The organism is Actinoplanes sp. M2I2 (genome assembly GCF_023544445.1).
GTDB lineage: Bacteria > Actinomycetota > Actinomycetes > Mycobacteriales > Micromonosporaceae > Actinoplanes.
Genome location: NZ_JALPVJ010000005.1, coordinates 366,906 through 390,317 on the forward strand (window position 1 = coordinate 366,906; position 23,412 = coordinate 390,317).

General features: G+C 72.3%; 24 protein-coding genes. 4 read left to right on the forward strand and 20 right to left on the reverse strand.

Translation table 11 applies throughout. The annotated features are described in order from the left end of the window. Nucleotides 1-33: 33 nt before the first annotated feature. From HJC40_RS12690 to eno, 15 genes are all read right to left on the reverse strand, one after another. Nucleotides 34-1,392, reverse strand: coding sequence for an NAD(P)/FAD-dependent oxidoreductase (locus tag HJC40_RS12690; RefSeq protein WP_250001120.1), 1,359 nt, complete (start codon nt 1,390-1,392; stop codon nt 34-36). A gap of 99 nt (nt 1,393-1,491) precedes the next feature. Next, on the reverse strand, nt 1,492-2,043 hold the full coding sequence (locus HJC40_RS12695) for a hypothetical protein (protein WP_250001122.1): 552 nt from the start codon (nt 2,041-2,043) through the stop codon (nt 1,492-1,494). 8 nt (nt 2,044-2,051) lie between these two features. Next, nucleotides 2,052-3,401: a DUF58 domain-containing protein gene (locus HJC40_RS12700; protein ID WP_374271654.1), complete on the reverse strand. Its 1,350-nt coding sequence runs from the start codon at nt 3,399-3,401 to the stop codon at nt 2,052-2,054. Further along, entirely contained in the window at nt 3,398-4,411 is a 1,014-nt protein-coding gene (locus HJC40_RS12705) for a MoxR family ATPase (RefSeq protein ID WP_250001123.1), read from the reverse strand. Before HJC40_RS12705 ends, HJC40_RS12700 begins: the two co-directional genes overlap by 4 nt. A 79-nt stretch (nt 4,412-4,490) precedes the next feature. Beyond that, a complete protein-coding gene (locus HJC40_RS12710) occupies nt 4,491-5,072 on the reverse strand; it encodes a hypothetical protein (protein WP_250001125.1) in 582 nt (193 codons plus the stop codon). Continuing rightward, nucleotides 5,069-5,758 carry a DUF4129 domain-containing protein gene (locus HJC40_RS12715; RefSeq protein WP_250001126.1) on the reverse strand — a complete coding sequence of 230 codons (690 nt, stop codon included), beginning with the start codon at nt 5,756-5,758 and terminating at the stop codon, nt 5,069-5,071. The genes HJC40_RS12710 and HJC40_RS12715 overlap by 4 nt, the downstream gene beginning before the upstream one ends. 62 nt (nt 5,759-5,820) lie before the next feature. After that, complete coding sequence (locus HJC40_RS12720; RefSeq protein WP_374271775.1) at nt 5,821-6,552, reverse strand: uracil-DNA glycosylase; 732 nt, start codon at nt 6,550-6,552, stop codon at nt 5,821-5,823. 52 nt (nt 6,553-6,604) lie between these two features. Next, nucleotides 6,605-7,081, reverse strand: a complete 477-nt coding sequence (locus HJC40_RS12725; protein ID WP_250001127.1) for a hypothetical protein — start codon at nt 7,079-7,081, stop codon at nt 6,605-6,607. Nucleotides 7,082-7,177: 96 nt separating this feature from the next. Then, on the reverse strand, nt 7,178-8,188 hold the full coding sequence (locus HJC40_RS12730) for a hypothetical protein (protein ID WP_250001128.1): 1,011 nt from the start codon (nt 8,186-8,188) through the stop codon (nt 7,178-7,180). Next, on the reverse strand, nt 8,185-8,514 hold the full coding sequence (locus tag HJC40_RS12735) for a PadR family transcriptional regulator (protein ID WP_221376724.1): 330 nt from the start codon (nt 8,512-8,514) through the stop codon (nt 8,185-8,187). The genes HJC40_RS12730 and HJC40_RS12735 overlap by 4 nt, the downstream gene beginning before the upstream one ends. A gap of 86 nt (nt 8,515-8,600) precedes the next feature. Beyond that, entirely contained in the window at nt 8,601-9,509 is a 909-nt protein-coding gene (locus HJC40_RS12740) for a Ppx/GppA phosphatase family protein (RefSeq protein ID WP_250001129.1), read from the reverse strand. Nucleotides 9,510-9,516: 7 nt separating this feature from the next. Next, nucleotides 9,517-10,011, reverse strand: a complete 495-nt coding sequence (locus HJC40_RS12745) for an amino-acid N-acetyltransferase (RefSeq protein ID WP_250001130.1) — start codon at nt 10,009-10,011, stop codon at nt 9,517-9,519. Then, nucleotides 10,011-10,508 (reverse strand): DUF501 domain-containing protein, encoded by a 498-nt coding sequence (locus tag HJC40_RS12750; protein ID WP_250001132.1) that lies wholly within the window; start codon nt 10,506-10,508, stop codon nt 10,011-10,013. Before HJC40_RS12750 ends, HJC40_RS12745 begins: the two co-directional genes overlap by 1 nt. 99 nt (nt 10,509-10,607) lie before the next feature. Further along, nucleotides 10,608-11,213: a septum formation initiator family protein gene (locus HJC40_RS12755; protein ID WP_250001133.1), complete on the reverse strand. Its 606-nt coding sequence runs from the start codon at nt 11,211-11,213 to the stop codon at nt 10,608-10,610. Nucleotides 11,214-11,303: 90 nt separating this feature from the next. Continuing rightward, on the reverse strand, nt 11,304-12,587 hold the full coding sequence (eno, locus tag HJC40_RS12760; protein ID WP_250001134.1) for a phosphopyruvate hydratase: 1,284 nt from the start codon (nt 12,585-12,587) through the stop codon (nt 11,304-11,306). Nucleotides 12,588-12,818: 231 nt separating this feature from the next. Between eno and HJC40_RS12765 the strand changes: the two genes are divergently transcribed. The 4 genes from HJC40_RS12765 to HJC40_RS12780 all read left to right on the forward strand — a co-directional run bounded on the left by HJC40_RS12765 (nt 12,819) and on the right by HJC40_RS12780 (nt 14,945). Continuing rightward, entirely contained in the window at nt 12,819-13,436 is a 618-nt protein-coding gene (locus tag HJC40_RS12765; protein ID WP_250001135.1) for a PilZ domain-containing protein, read from the forward strand. Between the two features lie 42 nt (nt 13,437-13,478). Continuing rightward, a complete protein-coding gene (locus HJC40_RS12770) occupies nt 13,479-14,150 on the forward strand; it encodes a hypothetical protein (protein ID WP_250001137.1) in 672 nt (223 codons plus the stop codon). A 139-nt stretch (nt 14,151-14,289) separates the two neighbouring features. Continuing rightward, nucleotides 14,290-14,508 carry an RNA polymerase sigma factor gene (locus HJC40_RS12775; protein WP_250001138.1) on the forward strand — a complete coding sequence of 73 codons (219 nt, stop codon included), beginning with the start codon at nt 14,290-14,292 and terminating at the stop codon, nt 14,506-14,508. After that, the gene (locus tag HJC40_RS12780) at nt 14,505-14,945 is read left to right on the forward strand and encodes a hypothetical protein (protein ID WP_250001139.1); all 441 of its coding nucleotides are present in this window, start codon (nt 14,505-14,507) and stop codon (nt 14,943-14,945) included. Before HJC40_RS12775 ends, HJC40_RS12780 begins: the two co-directional genes overlap by 4 nt. Nucleotides 14,946-15,013: 68 nt before the next feature. Here HJC40_RS12780 and HJC40_RS12785 read toward each other — a convergent pair whose 3' ends face one another. The 5 genes from HJC40_RS12785 to mfd form a co-directional block, all read right to left on the reverse strand. Continuing rightward, nucleotides 15,014-15,940 carry a phosphotransferase gene (locus tag HJC40_RS12785; protein ID WP_250001140.1) on the reverse strand — a complete coding sequence of 309 codons (927 nt, stop codon included), beginning with the start codon at nt 15,938-15,940 and terminating at the stop codon, nt 15,014-15,016. A 151-nt stretch (nt 15,941-16,091) separates the two neighbouring features. Next, complete coding sequence (locus tag HJC40_RS12790; RefSeq protein ID WP_250001142.1) at nt 16,092-17,708, reverse strand: DUF885 domain-containing protein; 1,617 nt, start codon at nt 17,706-17,708, stop codon at nt 16,092-16,094. Between the two features lie 10 nt (nt 17,709-17,718). Continuing rightward, the gene (locus HJC40_RS12795) at nt 17,719-18,684 is read right to left on the reverse strand and encodes a nucleoside triphosphate pyrophosphohydrolase (protein ID WP_250001144.1); all 966 of its coding nucleotides are present in this window, start codon (nt 18,682-18,684) and stop codon (nt 17,719-17,721) included. A gap of 207 nt (nt 18,685-18,891) precedes the next feature. Further along, on the reverse strand, nt 18,892-19,659 hold the full coding sequence (locus HJC40_RS12800) for a hypothetical protein (RefSeq protein ID WP_250001145.1): 768 nt from the start codon (nt 19,657-19,659) through the stop codon (nt 18,892-18,894). Nucleotides 19,660-19,743: 84 nt separating this feature from the next. After that, the gene (mfd, locus tag HJC40_RS12805; protein ID WP_250001146.1) at nt 19,744-23,355 is read right to left on the reverse strand and encodes a transcription-repair coupling factor; all 3,612 of its coding nucleotides are present in this window, start codon (nt 23,353-23,355) and stop codon (nt 19,744-19,746) included. Between the last annotated feature and the right edge of the window lie 57 nt (nt 23,356-23,412).

A 23,412-nucleotide genomic window follows, 5' to 3' on the forward strand; every position in this document is an offset into this window, starting at 1 on the left:
TTATAAGCCCGGAAGGCCGGAGCCGAGACCGCCTCAGCGCGACCCGGCGGCCACCGTGTCGCGGGCCGGCTGGGCGGGCACCGGCGGGGTCACCTCGGTGAACTCCTCACGCGGGGCGTGCAGCTGGTTGAGGGCCACCGTCTCCCGCTTGAACAGCATCGCGAGGGTCCAGTCGGCGACCACCCGGGCCTTGCGGTGGAACGACGGAATGTGGCTGACGTGGTACGAGCGGTGCATGAACCAGGCGGGCCAGCCCTTGACCTTGATGCCGTAGACGTGCGCGACACCCTTGCCCAGGCCCAGACCGGCGACACTGCCGATGTACTTGTGCTTGTACTCCTTGGGCTCGCCGCCGAGGACGACCTGCCGGATGTTGTCGGCCAGCACACGGGCCTGGCGCACGGCGTGCTGGGCGCTCGGCGAGCACCAGCCGCCGGGGTTGGTCAGGTCGGGCACCTGGGCGCAGTCGCCGGCACTCCACGCGCCGTCGAGCACCTGGCCGTCGCTGTCGGCCACCTGGAGGGTCGCCAGGCAGTTGACGTGGCCCTTGGGGCCGCGGGGCAGATCGGTGCGGTCGAGCATCGGCGACGGCTTGACGCCGGCCGTCCAGACCAGGGTCTCGGCGCGGAACCGGTCACCGTCGGAGAGCACGATCTCGCCGTCGACGCACGACTCGAGCCGGGTGTCCAGGCGCAGCGAGACGCCGCGTTTGGCCAGCTCGCGGGCGGCGTACGCGCCCATCTTGGGGCCGACCTCGGGGAGGATGCGGTTGGTCGCCTCGACCAGGACGAACTTGAGCTCGCTCTTGTCGAGCTCCGGGTAGTACTGCAGGGCGTCGCGGACGACGTCCTCCATCTCGGCCAGGGCCTCGATGCCGGCGAAGCCGCCACCGACGAAGACGAAGGTCAGCGCGGCCGCGCGGACCTCGGGGTCGGGCGTGACGGCCGCGACGTCGAGCTGGTCGAGAATGTGGTTACGCAGGTAGATGGCCTCGCCGATGGTCTTGAGGCCGATGCCGCGCTCGCTCAGTCCGGGGATCGGCAGCGTACGCGAGACGGAGCCCGGGGCCACGATGATGTGGTCGTAGCTCATCTCGGTGGACGGGCCCTCGATGGGCTGGATGGTCACCGTCTTGCGCGCGTGCTCCACCTTGGTGACCTCACCGGCCACCACGCGACACTTCTTGAGCTCGCGGCGGAGCGGCACGACGCTGTGCCGCGGGGAGATGTTGCCGGCCGCTGCCTCGGGGAGGAACGGCTGGTACGTCATGTGCGGCTGCGGGTCGATGACAACGACCTCGGCCCGGCGCCGGTTGAGCTTCTTCGACAGGCGCAGGGCGGCGTAAAGACCGACGTGCCCTGCACCTACGACGACGATGCGCTGCGGATTCACTTTCGCATTGTCGCGCGTGACGGGGTCCGCGCGCCTCCTGGTGTGATGTACGCCAAAGCGATTTGTCAAGTGCTGTGACACACAAATTACCGGGATATTTCACGGTCTATGAACAAGCCGTGCTATGAGCAGCGTGGCGCCGGCCGCGCCGGCCAGACCGACCACAGTGGCCACCAGGAACGGACCGCCCGCCAGTTCGGCGCTGAGTCCCAGCGCGAACACGGTGAGTACCGCCGAGACCAGGACCACGACCAGCGCGCGGGCCACCCACAGACCCACGACGTCGATGTTGACCACCGAGTCGTACGGGAGAACCGCCGCGAGAGCCGTCAGCGAGTGTCCGAGGTAGAGCGCCGCCGCGATGGCCAGCACCCGCCACAGCACGACCGGCGAATCCTGGGTGGTGTCGACCAGCCACCCCGCGATCACGGTCAGGGCGGCGAAGGTCGCTCCCCGCCCGCGCGGCGCGAAGGCCGGGTAGAGGGCGACCGCCGCCAGGGGGACGAAGTATTGCGTGCCGAACAGCGCGAACGGCCAGGCCACGGCCATCGCGACCAGGCCGCAGACGGCGATGCCGCAGCGCACCAGGAACGGCAGCGCGGTCGCCCGGGTCAGCGTCCGGCGCGCGTCCCGGGCCCGCCGGGTGATCATCTGCAGCATCATCGCCCCCGGGGCGCCGAGGCGAGCCGGGCGACGTCCCGCAGGACCAGGTCGAGACTGCCCGCGCCGGCCCAGTCGACGACCGGCACGCCGTGCTCGCGCAGGCGGCCCAGCACGTTGCCCCGCTCGAGCTGCCACAGCCGGGTGGCCAGCGGCGTCCACGGGCCCCGCACCTCGGGCGCCGCGTCGGCCGGCAGCGTGTCGACGGCCACCACGTAGCGGCCGGCCTGGGCCAGCAGCGCCAGCATGTCGGCCGACCGGGGGTCGATCAGCGGCGTGAACACCATGACCAGCGCGTCGGACGACACGTGGTGGGCGCCGAAGTCGTGCTCGTGCTCCATCGGGTCGGCCCGCACGTCGAGCAGCCATTCCAGGGCGATCAGATATTGCCGGCGGCCGGTGGCCGGGCGCAGCCGGCGGGCCGAGGCGCCGAACTCGAGCAGCGAGACCCGGTCGCCGCGCTGCAGGTAGTGCTCGGCGATGGCGGCCGCGGCCCGGACCGTCGTGTCGAGCACCGAGGCGCTGCCGCCGACCCCGCCGGACAGCCCCACCTCGCCGAGCACGTCGAGCAGCAGCACCACCTCGGCGTCCCGGTCCGACAGGGTCGAGGCGACGTGCAGGTCGCGGGTGCGCAGCGAGACCCGCCAGTCGATGCGCCGCAGCCGGTCGCCCGGCGCGAAGGGGCGCACCCCCGCGAGCTCGCCGCCCTCCCCCATGCGGCGCGACCGGTGCGCGCCGACCAGGCCCGCGGCGGCCGGCATGGCCTCGATCGCGTTGAACGGGTCGGTGACCGGATAGACCCGCACGCCGTGCGCGGGGGTCAGCACCGGACGGCACGCGAGCAGACCACCGCAGGCGGCGACGCGGGCGGCGGCCGGGCCGACGTCCTGCCGGCCCCAGCGCCGGGCGTCGCCCGCGAGGTCGACCGCGGCCCACCCGTCGGACGCCACCCGCAGGGCGAACGGCCGGTCGGCGTGCTCCAGCTCGAGCCAGCGCGACGTGCGGGTGCGAACGACCACCAGGTCGTACGGGATGACGTCGGGGTTGGTGACGGTCAGCGACGCCTGCACCTGGCCGCCCTCGACGACGAGCTCCTCGTCGGCCCCGATCGTCAGCTCGGGCGCGGACCGGGGCATCCGGCGCAGGTGGATCGCCGTGCCGATCGCGAAGGGCGCCGCGAGCAGCACCAGGTCGACCCGGCCGAGCGCGACGCCGAGCACCAGCAGCAGGCCGGTGAGCAGCACGGCCCGGCCCAGCGCGCGGGTCGGCGCCCAGGCCGGGCCCGCGCCCGCCTCGGCCGACGCGACCGGCGGCACGGCACGGCGCAGCAGCGGCTCGGGCCCGGTCACGTCGTGCTGTGCCCGGTGGCGTACGTGGGCAGGGCGCCACTGGCCGGCGCCGGGGTGGCCTGCAGGACCTCGTCGACCACGAAGGACGGGTCGACGCGGCGCAGCCACATCTCGGGGCGCAGCGTGATGCGGTGGGCCAGCGCCGGCCCGGCCACGTCCTTGACGTCCTCGGGCACCACGAAGTCCCGGCCGGCCATCACGGCCCGGGCCCGGGCCAGCAGCAGCAGGGCCAGCGATCCGCGCGGGGAGGAGCCGACCAGCACCGAGGCGTGCTCGCGGGTGGCCGAGGTCAGCGACACGATGTAGCGGCCGATCGAGTCCTCCACCGTCACCTCCTCGAGCGCCGCCTGCATCGCCTGCAGCGTGCGCGCGTCGACCACCGGCTGGAGGAAGGACTCCTCCTGGCGGCGGCTCATGCGGCGCTGCAGGACGTCCCACTCCTCCTCGGCGGTCGGGTAGCCGAACGACACCCGGAGCATGAAACGGTCGAGCTGGGCCTCCGGCAGGGGGTACGTGCCCTCGTACTCGATCGGGTTGGCCGTGGCGAGAACGTGGAAGGGCGGGTCGAGGCGGTAGGTCACACCCTCGACCGAGACCTGCTTCTCCTGCATCGCCTCGAGCAGCGCGGCCTGGGTCTTCGGCGGCGTACGGTTGATCTCGTCGGCCAGCAGCATGTTGGTGAAGACCGGGCCGGCCCGGAACGCGAAGTCGCCCTTGCGCTGGTCGTAGAGGAACGAGCCGGTCACGTCGGCCGGCAGCAGGTCCGGCGTGAACTGCAGCCGGCGGAAGTCGAGCCCGAGCGACTGCGCGAAACAGCGGGCGGTCAGCGTCTTGCCCAGACCGGGCAGGTCCTCGAGCAGCACGTGGCCGCCCGCGAGGATGCCGGCCAGCACCAGCTCGAGCGAGTCGCGCTTGCCGACCACCACGCTGCCCACCGAATCCAGGACAGCACCGGCCAGCCGGCCCACCTCGTACGGGGGGAGGGCCTGCACGCCTGACTCCGTCACCATGGCACCCTTCTCATAGTTCGTACCCAGCTCACAGTTCCTACCAGCTCACAGTTCTTACCAGCTCACAGTTCTTACCAGCTCACAGACGTTCCAGGACGTCCACGTAGGACTCGAGATCACGCGGCTTGGGCTTGCGCCGGCCGCGGTCGTGCAGGGCTGCCCAGAGCGGGTCGCCCAGCAGCTCGCGCGCGCGCCGCGGGTCGGTCGCCCGGGTGATCCCGTGGCGCAGCCGCAGCCGTTCGTCGGTCAGCTCGGCCAGCACCGGCAGAACGTTACGCGCATACAGATCTTCGTCGGCCTGGGCCCGCTCCAGGCTGCGCTCCCAGCGGCGCACGGCCGCGCGCATCGCGTCGGTGGCGGCGGTGTTGTCGGAGCTGCCGCGGCGGTCGGAGCGCTTGGGCGTCGACGGGGCCCGGACCTCGGCGACGGCCAGCAGCACCAGCCGCAGACCGGCGAGCGCGGCCACCACGAACAGGATCGAGATCTCGGTGTCGGCGGCCCGCAGAACCGCCACGACGACCGCCGTGCTCAGCCCGATGAGCAGCAGGTTGCGCAGCGCCCAGCCGACCCAGGAGCGCCGGGCCGGCGCCGCGGGCGGCTCGTCGACGACAGGCCGCTCGTCGCCCCCGCCGAAGAGGTCGTCGAGCCCGCCGGTGCTCACGCGCCGACCCCCGCGCCCAGGTCGGCCCGCAGCCGTTCGAGGGCGGACCGGGCCTGGCGGCGCATCTGGTCGTCGACGGTGTGCGTGGCGTAGCGGGCCTGGCGGTAGACCTCGAGCAGCGCGGCGAGGACCTGGGCGTCGACCCGCTGCTCGCGCAGCAGGCGGCCGACCAGGTCGGTCGGGCTGTCGCCGGGGTGGCGCGGCGTGCCGGCCGCGGCGGCGGCCTGTTCCAGGCGGACCCAGCAGGCGATCACCGCCCGGCGCGGGTCGCGGTCGGTGTCGGAGAGCTCCTCGAGGCCGGCGTCGAGCGCGGCGACCAGTTCCTCGGCCGTGCGCGGCTGGTCGGCGCGGCCCCGCGAGCGCTTGTTCTTGCCCGAGCGCCGGCGGCGGTCGCGCACGAGGGAGTAGATCAGCAGGCCGACGATGACCAGGACGATCACCGCGAGGACGACCAGCGCCAGTTTGTCGACCCAGTCCGGCAGGCCGCGGGCCGCCTCGGGCGGGGGCGGGGGCGACTGGAACGACGGGGTCACGGTGGGCGGGAGCAGCGGCGCCCGCGCGGCCGGCTCGTCCCGGGCGATCTGGTCGAGCCGCGGCTCGGACCGGGTGGCGGCCAGCGCGGTGACGAAGAGCAGCACGAGAACGGCGGCCAGGGGCCACCACCGCCGCATCACCCCGAAGTCCATCGCCATCTCTCTTGTCCGGCCGCCGCGCCCCCGGACAACGACAGGGGGCGGTGGAACTGAGGCTACAAACCAGCCAGCCGTTTCGCCTCGGCGAACACGTCGTCGAGCATGGCCGGGGTGAGCTTACCGGTGAAGGTGTTCTGCTGACTGACGTGGAAGCACCCCAGCAGATCGGGCGCCCCCGGTTGGCTGATGAGCCGCCCGTGACCGAACTTCGGCCGGGGCACCGGCGGCTTGATCCCGTACACCGCTCTCATCGCCGGCCACCACGCCTGCCAGGCGAAAGCGCCGAGCGCGACCACGACGCGCAGGGTCGGCCGGATGAGTTCCAGCTCGCGGTGGAGCCAGGGCGCGCACGTGTCGCGTTCCTCGGGCAACGGTTTGTTGTCGGGCGGGGCGCACCGCACGGCGGCGAAGATGCGCAGGTTGGTCACCGCGAGGCCGTCGCCGGCCGAGACGCTGGTGGGCTGGTTGGCCAGTCCCGCGCGGTGCAGGGCGGCGAACAGGACGTCGCCCGACCGGTCGCCGGTGAAGATGCGGCCGGTGCGGTTGCCGCCGTGCGCGGCCGGGGCGAGGCCGAGGACGGCGATCTCGGCGTCGGCCGGCCCGAAGCCGGGGATCGGGCGGCCCCAGTAGTGCTGGTCGCGGAAGGCGGCACGCTTGGTGATCGCGACTTCCTCACGCCACGCGACCAGGCGCGGGCAGGCGAAGCAGTCCGCGATGTCGGCTTCCAGCACAGGCAGTGAGGCGGCCCGCGCTGCCGTGGCGGAGACCTCTTCGGGCGTACGCGTGATTCCCACCCCGCCAGCAGACCACTTCAGCCCGGATCGCGTCCGGCGGGGGTGGTCAGGCCTTGGGCCGCAGGCACAGGACGTAGCCGTCACCGGCGCCGCTGGCGAAGACGTAGAAGACCTCTTCGGCCGTGAAGAACTTGTCGCAGGCCTTGCTCTGCGGGGAGGACTCGCCGTCGACGCGGGCCACGACGGTGAACTTCGCCTCGGCCGAACCGCAGTCGACGACGTTCGCGCCGGTCTCGGTGGTGCCCTCGTTCTTGACGTCCTTGTCGGAGGCGATGCAGTCGCCGGCCTTGGCGTCCTGGGCGTTGTCGTCACCGGAGAACACCGCCCGGAGCGCGAACGCGGCGACCACCAGGACGACCGCGACGACGATCCCCGTGATCAGCTTGCCGGCGCCGCCACCCTTCTTTCCCGGCTCGGCGAACGGGCCCGGCCGGGCGTCGTCGGCCCGCGGGAAGCGAGGTGGGCCGGCCGGCTCGGCATACCCCGGCTGGGCGTCGGCCGGGGGCGGAACGGGGTTGCTCACGCGTGTTCCTCTCGAGTGCCGGCCGAGGGGTTCGTCCGGTCGCCCGGGGAACAGTAGCGATCCGCCGCGGCGCGGCGCGACCCTGCCCCGATCGGGCTATCGCGAGGGTGACACGCTGCCCGGAGTGGGCTCCTTGAGGGTCGCGGCCGGCGCGGGGGAAGACTCGCCGGGCGTCGGAAGGGCACCGTCGTCGGCGAACGACGGCTTAGCGGTCGGCGCGGGCGAGGCGAACGGCACGGCCTCGGGGCAGTACGGATAACCCATGCTGCGCGTGTGCTGCGTCTCGCCGGTGTCCGGATCTTCGCAGTAGGCGTTGCCCATGGTGATCGGCTGCCCGTCCTGGTCGAACAGGCGCGCGCCGGGCACCAGGCGGCCCTGGCTGTCGTAGACGAAGACGTCGTTGACGTAGTCGTACGGGTTGCCGCCGCCGCTGCTGGTGCCGGAGTAGCCGACATCGTTGTAGCCCGGGTTGCGCACGTCGTCGTCGGCGTTGAAGAAGGCGCCCAGCGCGAAGATGACCAGCACCGCCGTGCCGCCGTAGAACGCGTACCGGGGCCCCCGGCCCAGCCGGAGGTTGCGCCGGCCCAGCACGATCGAGCCGATGACGCAGCCGGCCAGCAGCACCAGCGCGACGAGCGTGCTGTTGCCGATGCGCGGCAGCAGGCCGATCTCCTGGGACTGGGCGCCGAGGAACCAGGCCAGGGCCATCGCGGCCAGGTAACCGCGCAGCAGCCACCACGCCGGGCGCAGCAGCACGAGGAAGTCGCTGGCCTTGGCATAGCCGATCACCGGCCCGACCCGGACGTCGGCCCGGCCGAGCACGCGGAGCACGTCGGCGCGGGCCGCCAGCAGGGGATCGAAGCGGCGCTTGGGCGGGTCGGGGAAGCCGCCGACGAAGCCGGCCGCGGTGGTGCGCAACTCGGCCGCGTACGCCTCGGGGCTGCCGAGCCGGTCGGTGAGGGTGACCGTGTCCTCGGCCCGGATCTCGGCCAGGTGCTCGGGCAGGTCCTCGAGCAGCTCGGCGCGGGTGGCCTCGGGAAGGTCGGCCAGCGCCGCGCGGACACGCTCGACGTACTCGGTGATCTCGTCCTGTGCCGTGGAGTTCACGCCGTCTCCCGCTCGCGAAGCAGATCGTCCATGGTGGATGCGAAGCCCTGCCACACTTTGCCCGACCGCTGCAACTCGGCGTGGCCGGCGGCGTTGAGGCCGTAGTACTTGCGGTGGGGGCCCTCGTCGCTGGGTACCACATAGGTGTTCAGGAAGCCGCCGGCGAACAGGCGCCGCAGGGTGCCGTAGACCGAGGCGTCGCCGACCTCGTCGAGCCCGGCCGCGCGCAGGCGGCGAAGGATGTCGTAGCCGTAGCCGTCCCCGTCGCGCAGGGCGGCGAGCACGGCCAGGTCCAGGACACCCTTGAGCAGCTGGGTGGTATCCACGCGATGGACAGTAGTGCGCAATGCGAAATACCGTCAAGAGCGAAGTACTGCCAGGTCTCGATGGACGAAGCCCGCGAACGGGGCGATCAGGCGAGGCTGTAAGCGATGCCGTCGAGGATGTCGTGTTCGGAGGCGACCACCGACGGGTGGCCGGAGCGCTCGAGGACGGTGCGCAGGATCAGCGCGCCGGCGCCGATGACGTCGGCCCGGCCCGGGTGCATCACCGGCAGGGCCAGCCGCTGCTCGACCGTCATGGCCAGCAGTTCGCCGGTCACCCGGGACACGGCCTCGAGGCTCACTTCGCTGTGGTGGATGCGCGCGGAGTCGTACCCGGGCAGATCGAGCCCCAGGGCGGTGACCGTGGTGACCGTGCCGGCCAGACCCACGAGGGTCCTGGCCTCCCGCCCGGGGACGGCGGTGAGAGCGATGTCGACGGCCGCCGTGATGTCGCGCTCCGCATTGTGGATCTCGGCCGCGGTGGGCGGATCGCTGTGCAGGTGACGCTCGGTCATCCGGACGCAGCCGATGTCCATCGAGATGGCGTGGTCGACGCCGGCCGACCCGGTGACGAACTCGGTCGAGCCACCGCCGATGTCGACGACCAGGTAGGGACGTTCGGCGGTGAGACCGGCGACGGCGCCGGCGAAGGACAGCCGCGCCTCCTCGGTGCCGGTGATCACCTCAGGGTCGATGCCGAGCACGCCGCGCACCATGTCGCGGAACTCCTGCGCGTTCTCGGCATCGCGCGAGGCCGAGGTGGCGCACATGCGCACCCGGGTCACGCCGAGCTCGGCGATCTCGGCCGCATAGCCGAGCAGAGCCTTCCGCGTACGGGCCAGCGCGCCCTCGGAGAGGCGGCCCGTGCGGTCGACGCCCTCCCCCAGGCGCACGATCTCCATCCGGCGGGCGACGTCGGTCAGCCGGCCGTCGACGATGTCGGCGATCAGCAGACGGATCGAGTTCGTCCCGCAGTCGATCCCGGCGACCCTGGTCATCGCGTCCTCACAGGTGCAGCAGCATTCTCGTGTTCCCCAGCGTGTTGGGCTTGACCCGTTCCAGTCCGAGGAATTCCGCGACACCCTCGTCGTACGACCGGAGAAGTTGCTCGTAGACGAGGTGCGGGACGGGAGCGCCGTCGATCTCGGTGAACCCGAACGAGCCGAAGAAGCGGGTCTCGAACGTCAGGCAGAAGACCCGGGCCACCCCGAGCTCGCGGGCCACGTCGAGGAGACGCTCGACGATGCGGTGACCGATCTTCTGGCCGCGGCAGGCGGGATCGACCGCGACCGTCCGGATCTCGGCCAGGTCCTCCCACATCACGTGCAGGGCGCCACAGCCGTAGACCCGGTCGCGGTCGTCCACCGCCACCCAGAACTCCTGCACCGACTCGTACAGGGTGACGGTCGCCTTGCTCAGCAGCCGGCCGTCGGACGTGTACGCGTCGACCAGGTCCCGGATCGCCCGGACGTCCCTGGTCCGGGCGCGGCGAATCTCCACTAGTCAGCCTTTTTCACGCATGGGCCCTCGGCCCACCATGGTTCCACGGCGTCCCGGACCTCGTCCCCGAAAGGATTCACGCCCCGGCCCACAGCGAGCGCGTGCCCGAGGTGGACATGCAGGCATTTCACTCGATCGGGCATGCCGCCGGCGGCGACGTGCGCGATCTCCGGCACGTCCTCGATCGCCTTGCGACGGGTGAGGTAGTCCTCGGTGGCGCCGGCGTACCGCGCGGCCAGCTCGGGGTCGGTGCTCAGCCGCTCCTGCATGTCGCGCATGACGCCGGCCGACTCGAGCCGGCTGCACGCGGCGGTCGCGTGCGGGCAGGTCAGATAGAAAAGCGTCGGGAACGGTGTGCCGTCGTCGAGGCGGGGCGACGTCTCCACGACGTCCGGGTTGCCGCAGGGGCAGCGGTGCGCGACCGCGCGGGTGCCCCGGGGGCGACGCCCGAGCTGGGCCTCCACGATCTCGAGGTCGGCCTGGTCCGGCTCATTCATAGGTGACTTCGGTTCTCCGCCGCTGGGGGGGCTGATCCATACCGAGGGTTGTGGACACAGCTGGTTGGTCGGCTCTACGTCTGTTCGGTGGGCTCTGCGCTAGTTGGCGGGCTCGGCGTCGGCGGCCCGGACACTGCCCCACAGCGTGTCGTACCAGCGGTCGGGTGCGGCCGCCGGTGGCCGGCGACCGGCCTCGGTGGCCGCGCCGGCCGGGTCGTTCAGCACGACGAGGACGACCTCGCCGTCCCGGACGTAGAAGAGCTTCTCGCGGGCCTGGGCCCGCAGATACTCCGGGTCCCGCCACTTCTGCAGCTCCTGCGATTTCTGCGCGATGAGCTCCCGCTCGCGGGCCTGGTCGGCCTCGAGCTGGGTGATCTGCGATTCCTGGGCGAGATAGAGCCGGAGAGGATACGTGTACGCCAGGGCGAGCGCGACGAGGACGACGATCACGACCATCGCCCGGCCGGTCAGCGCCCGCGGACGCGGGGCGACGGTGCGCTTGGTGGCCACCCGGCCACCGCTGACCGTCCGGCGGGTCCGCGTGGTCTTGGGGACCGAGCCCGTGTTCCGTACGGTCCGGCTGCCGCGGACCGCCCCGGTGTTGCGGACCGCTCCCGTGTTGCGGACTGCTCCGGTGGCGCGGGCACGCGACGACGCGGGGCGGCGGGCCGGGCCCTGACCGCTCGGTGCTCGTCGCTGTGTCACCCCAACCCCTCCGTCACGTGCTGTGGCGCCCGCTCGAAACCTATGCCCGTTCCGGCGGGCGCCACAACTCCATGATCTAGCGAGCGCTCGTCACGCCGTGCGGTAACGCGGGAAAGCGCCCGCCCCGGCGTACCGGGCCGCGCCCTCCAGCTGCTCCTCGATGCGCAGAAGCTGGTTGTACTTGGCGACCCGGTCGGACCGCGCCGGGGCGCCGGTCTTGATCTGGCCGCTGCCCACCGCGACGGCCAGGTCGGCGATCGTGGTGTCCTCGGTCTCGCCGGAGCGGTGGCTCATCATCGTCTTGAAGCCGGCCCGGTGGGCCAGGTCGACGGCGTCGAGCGTCTCGGTCAGCGAGCCGATCTGGTTGACCTTGACGAGCACGGCGTTGGCCGCGCTCTCGGCGATGCCCCGGCCGATGCGGGTCGGGTTGGTGACGAACAGGTCGTCGCCGACGATCTGGATCTTGTTGCCGAGCTCGGCGGTCATCGCGCTCCAGCCGGCCCAGTCCTCCTCGTCCAGCGGGTCCTCGATCGAGACGATCGGGTACTCGGCGGCGAGCTTGGCGTAGTAGGCGATCATCTCGTCGGTCGACTTCGGGCTGCCCTCGAAGACGTACGAGCCGTCCTTGTGGAACTCGGTCGCGGCGACGTCCATGGCCAGCACGATGTCGGTGCCCAGGGTGAAGCCGGCCGCCTGCACGGCCTCGGCGATCAGGTCGAGGGCGCTCGCGTTGGACGGCAGGCTGGGGGCGAAGCCGCCCTCGTCGCCCAGGCCCGTCGAGAGGCCCTTCTTCTTCAGCACCGACTTGAGCGCGTGGTAGACCTCGGCGCCGGTGCGCAGAGCCTCACGGAAGCTCGGGGCGCCGATCGGCGCGATCATGAACTCCTGCACGTCGACGTTCGAGTCGGCGTGGGCGCCACCGTTGAGGATGTTCATCATCGGCACCGGCAGGAGGGCGGCGTTGGGGCCACCGACGTAGCGGAACAGCGGCAGCTCCGCGCTCAGCGCGGCCGCCTTGGCCACCGCGAGGGAAACCCCCAGGATCGCGTTGGCGCCCAGCTCCGACTTGTCGGCGGTGCCGTCCAGGTCGAGCATCTTCTGGTCGATCAGGCGCTGCTCGCTGGCCTCGTAGCCGACGAGCTCGTCGGCGATCTTGTCTTCGACGTTCGAGACCGCGTTCTCGACGCCCTTGCCCAGGTAGCGGCTCTTGTCGCCGTCGCGCAGTTCGATCGCCTCGAACGCGCCGGTGGAGGCGCCCGAAGGCACCGCCGCGCGGCCGACCGTGCCGTCGTCCAGCCCGACCTCGACCTCGACGGTCGGGTTGCCCCGGGAGTCGAGAATCTCGCGGGCGACGATCGCTTCGATGGTGGCCATGTGTCGTGTCGCTCCCTTACGTTAAAGCTGCAGTTCACGTTTTCGAGGCTGCAGTTCGCCTCTTGAGGAAGCTGCGTTCACCTCTCGAGGCTGCAGTTCACCGACCGCGACCCTGCGGCCGACCACGGCAATGAGCGTATCGACCCGCGCTGGCGCCCGTACGGCTGCCCTGGGGTTTCATCTCAGGTACGGGCAGAGTTTGCCGATGACTCCGTCACTATGAGCACACCCATGCTTCCCGCTGACGGGTCGTACATCGAGATGACCTCGTACGGCGAAACGCTGCCCGATGTACGCGTCGTCCAGGCCACGGACGCGATGATCACGCTGTCGCTGGCCCTGGACGACCTCCCGCCGGCGAACGCGGAAGTGACGCTGCGCTGGGCCGCCGCGCCGCGCGGCCGGTACGCCGTCGCGGGCAACGTGGCCGCGATCGACGGGAACCGCGTGGAGGTGCGATACGCCGGCGAGCCCGCGATCGAGCAGAGCCGCGACTACGTCCGCGGGGGCGGCGGCGAACCGATCGTGCTGCTGCTGCCCGGGCAGGCGGCCGCCGAGGGAAAGATCCACGACCTGAGCGAAGGGGCGGTGCGGGCCCACTTCACCGACGTGGAGGTGCAATCCGGCGACGAGGTCACGCTGCGTATTCAAGTCGGTGACGAGGTGGTGGAGTTCCCGGCGCGAGCAGTCAAGGTGAGCTCGGTGCGGCAGCAGATCCCGCGCCGGGGACCGCTGATCGTCGAGCTGGTCGCCATCTTCACCACGACCGACGAGCACCAGGCCCGGATCATCCGTCGCTACATCTTCACGCAGCAGTTGAGGGAACGCTCCCGGGCGACCCGGCCATAACTGGTTTGCCTCCGGTTGCGGGCATGGGCTTAGGTGTCAGGCGTGCCTCCTGTTACGCGCCTGACGCTCGCTGCCCTCGCGGTCGCGAGCGCGGCGCTGCTCGGCACGGCCGGCTGCGGCGATCTGGAAGAGGCCAGCGCCGCTCCCCTGGCCGGCGACAACCTGATCACCGAGACGGCCGATCAGCTGGCCGCCGGGTCGACGCTCACGTACACGGCGAAATATCAGGTGACCGGCGGCGAGACGGCGACCGTGAGCCGGGCCCAGCGTCCGGCCCGGGCGGCGTACGTCTATCCGGGCGGCCGCCTGATCACCACGAACACCGTGACGATCCGTTGCGCCGGCTCCACGTGCACCTCCGACCGCACCGACCCCGCGGCCGCCGCGTCGCTGGCCCAGGCGCCGCTGGTCTCCCCGGAGGCCGTCCAAGAGATGCTGGCGACGGCGGCCCTCGACCCGGTGGTCGAGACCGAGCAGCACGACACCACGATCGCCGGCCGCCACGCCACCTGTCTCACGCTGAGCCAGGTCAACGGCACACCGGCTCCGTCGTTCGACCTGTGCGTCACCAACGAAGGCGTCCTGGCCAGCTTCACGGCCACGGTCGACGGCGAGCGCATCGAGCAGGCCCTGACCGCCTACGCCGACGACCTCCCGCCGGACGCGTTCGTGCTGCCCACCGGCACCGAACTGGTCGACCGGACGGCGAAGTAGCAGCCTGCCTCGCGCCCGGCCTCCGCCGCGTTCGCGCGTGAGTTGAGTTCGGCCACGTTCTCCGTCACCCGCTCCTCCCCTTTCACCCGCCGCGAACCTTCAGCCGGTCCGGCGCGACTGAAGAGGGCGAGGAGGGCGGATGAGCGACGAATTGCTGGTGGTCCGGTGGCAGCTCGGTGAGCGGGAAGCCTTCGCCGAGCTGGTGCGGGCCTGGCACGGCCGGGTGGAGCGCTACGTCGGGCGGATGCTCGGCCGGGCCGACGACGACGTGGTGCAGGAGGTGTGGCTCGGGGTCTTCCGAGGACTGCCCCGGCTGCGGCAGCCGGACCGGTTGCTGCGAAAGGGGTACGAAACATGACGCCGGAGGAGGTGCTCGACCGGCTCGGCGCCCGGCTCTCCTCGCGCCGGCGTCTCGCGTACGTCGGGGTGGCCCTGCTCGGATCGGCCGGGAGCGCGCTGATCGGGGTGCTGTGGGCCACCGAGCCGGGACTGCCCGCGCGGACCCGGGTGTCGTTCGGAGTGCTGATGGCCATCGGGGTGGGCTGGGCAGCGGTCGGCGGGTGGGCGGTCACCCGGCGGACGCCGCTGTTCGCCCGGGACCGGGTGGTCGCGGGCTGGTTCGGGCTGGTGGCGTGGGCGGTGGTCGCGGCCGGGTCCTTCGTGGTGGCCCCGACCGTGCCGGCGTGGCTGGTCGTGGTCGTCGGCGCACTCGGCGTGGGCGCGGCAGCCAACCTCACGCACGCGCTACGCATCCGGGCCGCCCTGCTACGCCGCAAGACCGAACTCGGCGGCTGAGCACCGAAAACAGCGTGGCGCCGGGGGAACGGCCGGGCTGTGGGTGCACCCCGCTGTGGTCAGACGCTTCAGATCAGCGTGGTGAGGAGCGGGCGGAGGAGGCGGGACCGTTCGCGTTGCCACGGGCGCAGGGTGGGGTGGCCGGGTGGGGCGGGCAGCGTCGAGCGGTAGCGCCACATGCCGGCCAGGGCGGCCACGAAGCCGGGAGCGTCGGCGGGCAGGGCGCCGAGGAGGCCGGTGGCCGTTCGCAGGGCGGCCGCCGGGCCGTCGCGGTGGCCGGTGCCGACGACGTCGGCGGCCAGGCGGGCCCGGTCCAGCCAGCCCGCGCCCGAGCAGGCGAAGCTCCAGTCGACCAGGACCGCGCGGCCGGCTCGCGGGTCCACGACGGCGTTGTCGGCCCGGATGTCCTGATGGACGAGCGCCGTCCCGGTCGTCCAGGCCGGCCAGCCCGCGGCCAGACCGGCGAGGGCCTCGGCGTGCCGCCGCTCCCAGCGATCGAGCCGGCCCGGGTCGCCGTCGGCCAGCCGTTGCCATCCGTCGAGGTCGGTGAGCAGGTCGCCGATGGGCGGCACCCCGGCGGGGGCCGGTAGCCGGCCGATGTGCTCGCAGGCCGCGGCCACCAGGGCGACGCCGTCGGACGTCCACGGAGGCCCGGCCGGTCCGCCCTCGGCGAGCGACATCACCAGAGCGCACCAGCCGTCGACCTCGATCCGGGCGAGCAGTTTCGGGGCGGGCGCCTCGGAGGGCATCACGCTCAGAGCGGTCGCCTCCTGCCGATAGAACCGATGCGACGCGATGCTCGCCTCGCGTGACACAGCCTTGACGAAGACCTGCCGCCCGTCGGCGAGCCGCAGCACCCCCGCCGGGCCGGGCGACATCCCGCCGTGCAGGTCCCGGCTGCCCAGCACCGGTGAGCCGCACGCTTGCGCCACGGCCGAGCGCAGCGCTTCAGGAGCGTCGCGCCACGACGGCCGCGCCGCGAACAGTCCCGTCACTCCCGCAGTCTCCGACCGCGAGCCCGCGAGCGCATCCAGCGACGCGGCGACCGAGCCCGCGAGCGCATCCAGCGACGCGGCGACCCAGGCGGCGTCGCTCAGCGAGGCGCCGACCCCGGCTCGGACGTCGGGACGGGCGCCCGGACCGGCCTCAGACGCCGAGGAGGGTGCGGAGGTGGCGGGGAGGCGGGGAGCCGTGGGCCAGCATGGCGTCGTGCCAGGCCTTGGGGGTGGCGCCGAAGGGGCGGGCGGCGGCGATGGCGGCCACCTCGGTGTAGCCGACGAAGTAGGTGGAGAGCTGGGTGGACGTCAGCAGGGCCCGGCGCCACTTGCCGGCGGCCTCGCCCTCCTCCTGGAAGCCGGGGCCGGTCATCAGGGCCATGGCCTCCTGCTCGGGCAGATCCTCGCAGTGGACGAGCTGGTCGATGATGGCGTTGAGGCTCATCCGCAGCTGCATCTTGAGCTGCTGGAGGCGTACGGGAAGGCCGCCGAAACCCAGATCGGCCAGGGCCTCCTCGGCGTAGACGGCCCAGCCCTCGACGAACGGACCGGACCAGCCCAGGGCCCGCACGCGCGTCGCGGCCCGGAAGCGGCGGCTGTGGGCCAGCTGGAGGAAGTGGCCGGGCATCGCCTCGTGGACCGTGAGGTTGCGCAGCATGTAGTCGTTGTATTCGCGGTAGAACGACTCGACCCGCTCGGCGGACCAGTCGGCCGGGGTCGGGGCGATGCAGTAGAAGGTGGGCACGTCGGCCGTCTCGAGCGGACCGGGCGGATCGCAGTAGGCGACGGCCACGCCCCGGGCGAACTCGGGCATCTCCTCGATCACGTACGGGTCGTCGAGGAGGGTGACGACGTCGTGCTTGCGGACGAACGCGGTGGCCTCGTCCATCGTGGCCCGGGCCAGATCGACCACGGTGTCGTCGGACGGGTGCCGCGCGCCCAGCTCGTCGAGGGCCCGGCGCACCGTCTCGTCGGTGGCCGGACCGCCGGTCAGCTCGGCCGCGGCCGCGCGCAGGCGCTCACCGACGCTCTCGACATTGGCCCGGGCGCGGGACAGGACCTCGGCGGCGGGCAGCTCGGTGTCGAGCGTGTGCCACAGGCGGGCCTCCCACAGCCGGCGGCCGAGGCGCGGATCGCGGCCGGGCTCGCCGCTGTCGACCAGGGCGCGTAGCCAGCCGTCGAACTCGGACAGCGCGTCGAGGGCGGCGGCGGACGAGGACTCGACGGCGGCGCGCAGACCGGGGGCCTGCTCGACGAGCGCGGGTAGCTCGTCGCGGATCAGCGCGGCGGTGCCGGCGAACTGGCCGATCGCCGTCTCGGCGTGGATGCGGGGCACGTCGCGCAACATCGCGCGCGCGGTGGCCAGCGCGTCGGGGACGGCGGCGAGCCGGCCCGCGAGACTGGTCAGCCGTTCCTCGGCCGGCGCGAAGTCACGGGACACCAGCGCGTGCACCAGCGGGCCGGGGTTGTGCGCAAACGGGTTCCACTCGTGCTCGCGGACGTCGCTCAGCTCGAACAACCCCCGCTCGGCGATGGCGCTGAGCATGGCGTGGTCGACCTGGTCCTCCGGGGCCAGCGCGTCGGCGTCGACCCCGGCGAGGGCGTCGGTCGCGTCGCGCAGCATGGCCACGCGGGCCTGGGCGGCGCCGGGCGACAAGTCGGGCAGACGGTCGTCGAAGCGGTGGTCACCGGCGTAGGTGGCCAGCCCGGGATCACTCTCCAGGATGGCGTCGACGATGCTCTCGGCGAGCGGCACGAACTCGGGCATGCCGTGAAAGTTACTCGTCCCCACTGACATTTTTCCGCTCCCGGGCCCGCACGTCCTCCGCGTACTCCAGTGCCGTGCGACGCAGTTCCTGCTCGGCGTCCGCGCCGTCGGCGCGCGCTTCCGACACGATCCGGAGCAGCCGCGCCCCGAGACCGGGTCCTTCGGGCAGGCGTACGTCGAGACCGGCTCGATGCGTACGCTGAAGGATCTTGGCGGCCAGGGCGAGGGCGGGCTGGCTCAGCGCGATGCCGTCGAGCACCGAGTCCCGGGACTTCTCGGCCTTCTTGATGCGGTCCCAGTTCTCGGTGATCTCCTCGATGTCGGCCACCTCGGCCCCGGCGAAGACGTGCGGGTTGCGGCGCACCATCTTGTCGACCAGCCCGCCGGCCACGTCGTCGATCGTCCACGTGTCGTCCTCGGGGAGCTCTTCGGCCAGCCGCGCGTGCAGCACGACCTGCAACAGCACATCGCCGAGCTCCTCGCGCAGGGCGTCGGTGTCGCCGGCCTCGATCGCGTCATAGGCCTCGTAGCTCTCCTCGAGCAGGTAGGGCGCGAGGGTGCGGTGGCTCTGGGCCCGCTTCCACGGGTCGCCCCCGGGGGAGACCAGCCGGTCCATCACCGCGACGGCGTCGAGCAGCCGCGCGCCCGGCGGGTCCCACGACCCGTACATCAGCTCGAGTTCGGCCAGTGCGGGCTCGCGGGCCAGGCGGAGGCCGAGACTGCGGGCGAAGCTCTCGTCACCGGCCGGGCCGGCCAGCCACACGACCGCCTCGCCGCCGTCCAGCTCGGCCAGCAGCCGTTCCGGGTCGCTGTCGATCACCGTGACCGGCACCCCACTGCTGCGCAGCGCTTGGGCCTGCTCGGTCTCGGCGGCGGCATAGACCGGGTACGCCCGCAGGACGTCCCACGCGGCCGCGGTGAGCAGACCCGCGGGCAGGCGCGGCGAGGTGACGAGCAGAACGATCCGAGCGGTCATGCCCGCAACTTTGCCAGCTCGTTCCGGTCGCGCGTGAGCCACCGCCTCCCCCGCCCGCCCAAGGGACAGAGGAAGGGGACGTTACCGCTTGTCAAGCCGGTGATGCGGGTTGTCCACAGGCCGCGGCCGGTTCGGGCTGGAGAGCTCGGTCACCGGTCGCCGGCACGAGCCGACGCCCGTCCGAGACGGGCGAGCGTCGGGCGGGCGCTACGAGACGTCGAGCACCGGGTTGTTGCCGGTGGTCTCGCCCAGCGGCACGGTGACCAGGGGCTGCAGAGCGCCGTTCTGGGTCTGGAACTCCAGCACCGGGATGCCGAGCGGCTGGTAGCGCGGGTTGACCGTGATCTTCATGGCCTGGGTGGTCTCGACGACCTCTTTGCGCACCGCGGCGGCCGTCTTGACCAGGGCCAGGTTCTCGGCCGGCAGCTGGGTCTGGAACTGCTCGAACGTGGTGCCGGCCGGCACCTCCTGGGCCGACACGAGCACGTCGAACACCTCGCGCAGGTCGGCCTCGGTGGGCTCGCCCGCGCCGGCCTGGGCCTTGGTGCGCAGCGCGCGGAGCAGCGCGTCGGACTCGGCGTAGAGCCGCACGTACTCCGCCTGCTGCGGCAGCCGCAGCTGGGTCGCGTAGTCGCCCAGCGGCAGGTCGGCGGGCAGCGTGACGGACTCGCGCCGGGCCACCTGGGTCAGCACGTCGTTGCTGACCAGGGTGCGGACGATGTCGGTGCGGGTGATCGGCATGCCGGTGGGGGCGGCGGGCGCTCCGGGCGCCGCGCTCGCCGGGGGCTGCTCGGCCGCGGTGGACCGCACGGCCGCGGCGGCGTCGTCCCAGACCTCCTGCACCCGCGTCTCGGTCACCCGGGTCTTGTCGCCGATGTAGGCGGCCACGGACGGCTCGGACCGGCAGGCGGAGAGTCCGCCCACGGTCAGGGACGCAACGACGGCGATGGATGCGAGTCGGCGAGCATGCTGCATGGCGTCGACTCTCTCATGTCCGCTATGACCCACGTCACCCGGCCCCGCGAGAAGAGGATCACCTCACGCGGGGCCGGGCGGCGCTCAGGCCTTGACCGGCACGGGAACGTCGCCGAGCACGTCCTTGAGCAGCTGCGCGCACCACTCCAGCAATGCCTGGTCGCGCAGCGGCTCGCCACCCACCCGGCGGGTGCTCGGGCGGGGCACGCTCACCTGGTCGTTCGCGTGCTTGTAGACCGAATCGGGGTGGTAGCGCTTGAGCCGCATCTGCTTGGAGTCGGGCAGGGGCAGCGGCGAGAAGCGCAGGTGCTTGCCCTGCATCGACACGTCGGTCAGGCCGTAGGCCCGGGCCAGCAGCCGGAAGCGGGCCACCGCGATGAGGTTGGCCACCTGGGCCGGCGGCTCGCCGTAGCGGTCGGTCATCTCGGCGACCACCTCGTCGAGCTTGGCGCCGTCGCGCGCCTCGGCGAGTTTGCGGTACATCTCGAGCCGCAGCCGCTCGACCGCGATGTAGTCGACCGGCAGGTGCGCGTCAATCGGGAGATCGATCTTGACCTCGGGCTCCTCCTCGGGGCGCTCGCCCTTGAACGCCTGCACGGCCTCGCCGACCATCCGGACGTACAGGTCGAAGCCGACGCCCTCGATGTGGCCGGACTGCTCGCCGCCGAGCAGGTTGCCGGCGCCGCGGATCTCGAGGTCCTTCATCGCCACGTACATGCCCGCGCCCAGCTCGGTGTGCTGGGCGATGGTGGCCAGGCGCTCGTGCGCGGTCTCGGTGAGCGGCTTCTCCCGCGGGTAGAGGAAGTACGCGTATGCCCGCTCGCGCCCCCGGCCGACCCGGCCGCGGATCTGGTGGAGCTGGGACAGGCCCAGCAGGTCGGCCCGCTCGACGATGAGCGTGTTGGCGTTCGGGATGTCGATGCCGGACTCGACGATCGTGGTGCAGACCAGGACGTCGTACTCCTTCTCCCAGAAGCCGACCATCACCTTTTCCAGCTGCTCCTCGCTCATCTGGCCGTGCGCGACGGCGACCCGCGCCTCGGGCACCAGCTCGCGCAGCTTGCGGGCCGCCCGGTCGATCGACTCGACCCGGTTGTGCAGATAGAACACCTGGCCGTCGCGCAGCAGCTCGCGGTGGATCGACGCGGCGACCTGCTTGTCGTCCTGCGCGCCGACGAAGGTGAGCACCGGGTGGCGTTCCTCGGGCGGCGTGGCGATGGTCGACATCTCGCGGATGCCGGTGATCGCCATCTCGAGGGTGCGCGGGATCGGGGTGGCCGACATGGTGAGCACGTCGACCGAGGCGCGCAGGGCCTTGAGCTGCTCCTTGTGCTCGACGCCGAAACGCTGCTCCTCGTCCACGATGATCAGGCCGAGGTTCTTGAACCGGGTCGAGCTCGCGAGCAGGCGGTGGGTGCCGATCACGATGTCGGTGGTGCCGTTGGCCGCCTCCTCCAGGGTGATCGCCGTCTCCTTCGGCGTCTGGAACCGGGACAGTTGGCGGATCCGCACCGGGAACTGGCTCATCCGCTCGGTGAACGTGTTGAAGTGCTGCTGGGCCAGCAGGGTCGTGGGCACCAGCACGGCGACCTGCTTGCCGTCCTGCACCGCCTTGAAGGCCGCGCGCACCGCGATCTCGGTCTTGCCGTAGCCGACGTCGCCACAGATCAGCCTGTCCATCGGGACCCGCAGCTCCATGTCGTGCTTGACCTCGATGATCGCGGCCATCTGGTCCGGCGTCTCGGTGTACGGGAAGGCGTCCTCGAGCTCGCGCTGCCACGGGGTGTCGGGCCCGAACGAGTGGCCCTGGGAGGCCTGGCGGGCGGCGTACAGCTGGATCAGCTGGGCGGCGATCTCCTTGACCGCCTTCTTGGCCCGCGCCTTGCTCTTCTGCCAGTCGGCGCCGCCCATCTTGTGCAGCGCCGGCGACTCGCCGCCGACGTAGCGGGAGAGCTGGTCGAGCTGGTCGGTCGGCACGTAGAGGCGGTCACCGGGCTGGCCGCGCTTGGACGCCGCGTACTCGAGGACGATGTACTCGCGGTCGGCCCCGTTGACCGTGCGCTGCACCAGCTCGACGTAGCGGCCGATGCCGTGCTGCTCGTGCACCACGAAGTCGCCCGGCCGCAGCTCGAGCGGGTCGATCGTGTTGCGCCGCCGGGACGGCATCTTGCGCATGTCCTTGGTGGAGGCGCCCCGCCCGCCGGTGATGTCGTTGCCGGTGATCACCGCGAGCTGCGAGCCCGCGTCGATGAAGCCGTGGTTGAGCCCGCCGCAGGTGACCACCAGCTGGCCCGGCTCGACCGGGGTCTCGATCGAGTCGGCCGGCGTCACGCCGAGGCCGGCGTCGCGCAGCAGCTCGGTGGCCCGCTGGGCTGTGCCGTGCCCCTCGAAGACCAGCGCGATCGCCCAGCCGGCGGCGGCCCAGTCGTGCAGGTCGGTGGCGAGCTTGGCGGTGTCGCCGTGATAGAGCGGCACGGGCTGGGCGGCCAGCGCCACGGCGTCGCCCAGGTCGGGCGCGACCTGGACCTCGGGCTGGGCCAGCCAGGGCTGATCGTCGGCCGCGGGCTCGGCCTCGGCCAGGCCGAACGGCGACACCGTCCACCACGGCTGCTTGAGGGTGGCGGCGTGCGAGCGGACGTCGGCCAGGGTCTTGAAGGCGGCGGCGCCGGTGTCGATCGGGGCCTGGCCACCGACCGCGGCGGCGGCCCAGGACGCCTCGAGGAATTCCTCGGAGGTGCGGGTGAGGTCGTGGGCGCGGGTGCGGATGCGCTCGGGGTCGCAAAGCAGCACGTGCGTGCCGGCAGGCATGGTGTCGATCAGCAACTCCATGCTCTGGGTGCCGTCGAGCAGCGCGGGAGCCAGCGACTCCATGCCCTCGACCGGGATGCCCTCGGCCAGCTTGTCGAGGATCTCGCCGATCTCGGGGTGCTCGGCCGCCAGCTCGGCCGCCCGGGCCCGGACCTCCGGGGTCAGCAACAGCTCACGGCAGGGCGGCGCCCAGAGCCGCTCGACCGGGTCGATGGTGCGCTGGTCGGCCACGGCGAAGGTGCGGATCTCCTCGACCTCGTCACCCCAGAACTCGACCCGCGACGGGTGCTCGTCGGTGGGCGGGAAGACGTCGAGGATGCCGCCGCGCACGGCGAACTCGCCGCGCTTGGTGACCAGGTCGACCCGGGCGTAGGCCATGTCGGCCAGGCGGTGGGCGACCGCCTCGAGCTCGGCCTCGCCCCCGGTCGTCAGCTCGACCGGCTCGAGGTCGCCGAGGCCCTTGAGCTGCGGCTGCAGGAGCGACCGGACCGGCGCCACGACGACCTGCAGCGGCGTGCCGCCGGGGTGGGCCAGCCGGCGCAGCACGGCCAGCCGGCGGCCGACCGTGTCGGAACGGGGCGAGAGGCGCTCGTGCGGCAGCGTCTCCCACGACGGGAAGACCGCGACCCGATCGGAGCTGATCAGGCAGCCCAGCGCGTCGGCCAGGTCGTCGGCCTCCCGGCTGGTGGCGGTGACCGCGAGCACCGCGCGGCCGGCCCCGCCGAGGTCGGGCGAACCAGCGACGGCGGCCACGATGAACGGCCGCAGCGAGGCGGGCGCGGTGAGGTCGAGCGCGTCGGAATCCACGAAGCCTTGGCGTGCGAGGTCGCGGGCACGCGCGAGACCGCGGTCGCGGAGCGCGGCGGGGATCAGACCGGACAACTGCATGTGCGAACACCTCGAACACGTCGAAAAACCCCAAACGCCCGAAGGGGGCGGGGGTAC

Bases quoted from the DNA above. Each gene is read 5' to 3' on its own strand.
- HJC40_RS12715 (WP_250001126.1), bottom strand. From the start codon at position 5,758: ATGGACTTCGGGGTGATGCGGCGGTGGTGGCCCCTGGCCGCCGTTCTC.
- HJC40_RS12775 (WP_250001138.1), top strand. From the start codon at position 14,290: ATGAGCGACGAATTGCTGGTGGTCCGGTGGCAGCTCGGTGAGCGGGAA.
- HJC40_RS12750 (WP_250001132.1), bottom strand. From the start codon at position 10,508: ATGAATGAGCCGGACCAGGCCGACCTCGAGATCGTGGAGGCCCAGCTC.
- HJC40_RS12695 (WP_250001122.1), bottom strand. From the start codon at position 2,043: ATGATCACCCGGCGGGCCCGGGACGCGCGCCGGACGCTGACCCGGGCG.
- HJC40_RS12705 (WP_250001123.1), bottom strand. From the start codon at position 4,411: ATGGTGACGGAGTCAGGCGTGCAGGCCCTCCCCCCGTACGAGGTGGGC.
- HJC40_RS12790 (WP_250001142.1), bottom strand. From the start codon at position 17,708: ATGCCCGAGTTCGTGCCGCTCGCCGAGAGCATCGTCGACGCCATCCTG.
- HJC40_RS12780 (WP_250001139.1), top strand. From the start codon at position 14,505: ATGACGCCGGAGGAGGTGCTCGACCGGCTCGGCGCCCGGCTCTCCTCG.
- HJC40_RS12740 (WP_250001129.1), bottom strand. From the start codon at position 9,509: ATGACCAGGGTCGCCGGGATCGACTGCGGGACGAACTCGATCCGTCTG.
- HJC40_RS12795 (WP_250001144.1), bottom strand. From the start codon at position 18,684: ATGACCGCTCGGATCGTTCTGCTCGTCACCTCGCCGCGCCTGCCCGCG.
- HJC40_RS12800 (WP_250001145.1), bottom strand. From the start codon at position 19,659: ATGCAGCATGCTCGCCGACTCGCATCCATCGCCGTCGTTGCGTCCCTG.
- eno (WP_250001134.1), bottom strand. From the start codon at position 12,587: ATGGCCACCATCGAAGCGATCGTCGCCCGCGAGATTCTCGACTCCCGG.
- HJC40_RS12765 (WP_250001135.1), top strand. From the start codon at position 12,819: ATGCTTCCCGCTGACGGGTCGTACATCGAGATGACCTCGTACGGCGAA.
- mfd (WP_250001146.1), bottom strand. From the start codon at position 23,355: ATGCAGTTGTCCGGTCTGATCCCCGCCGCGCTCCGCGACCGCGGTCTC.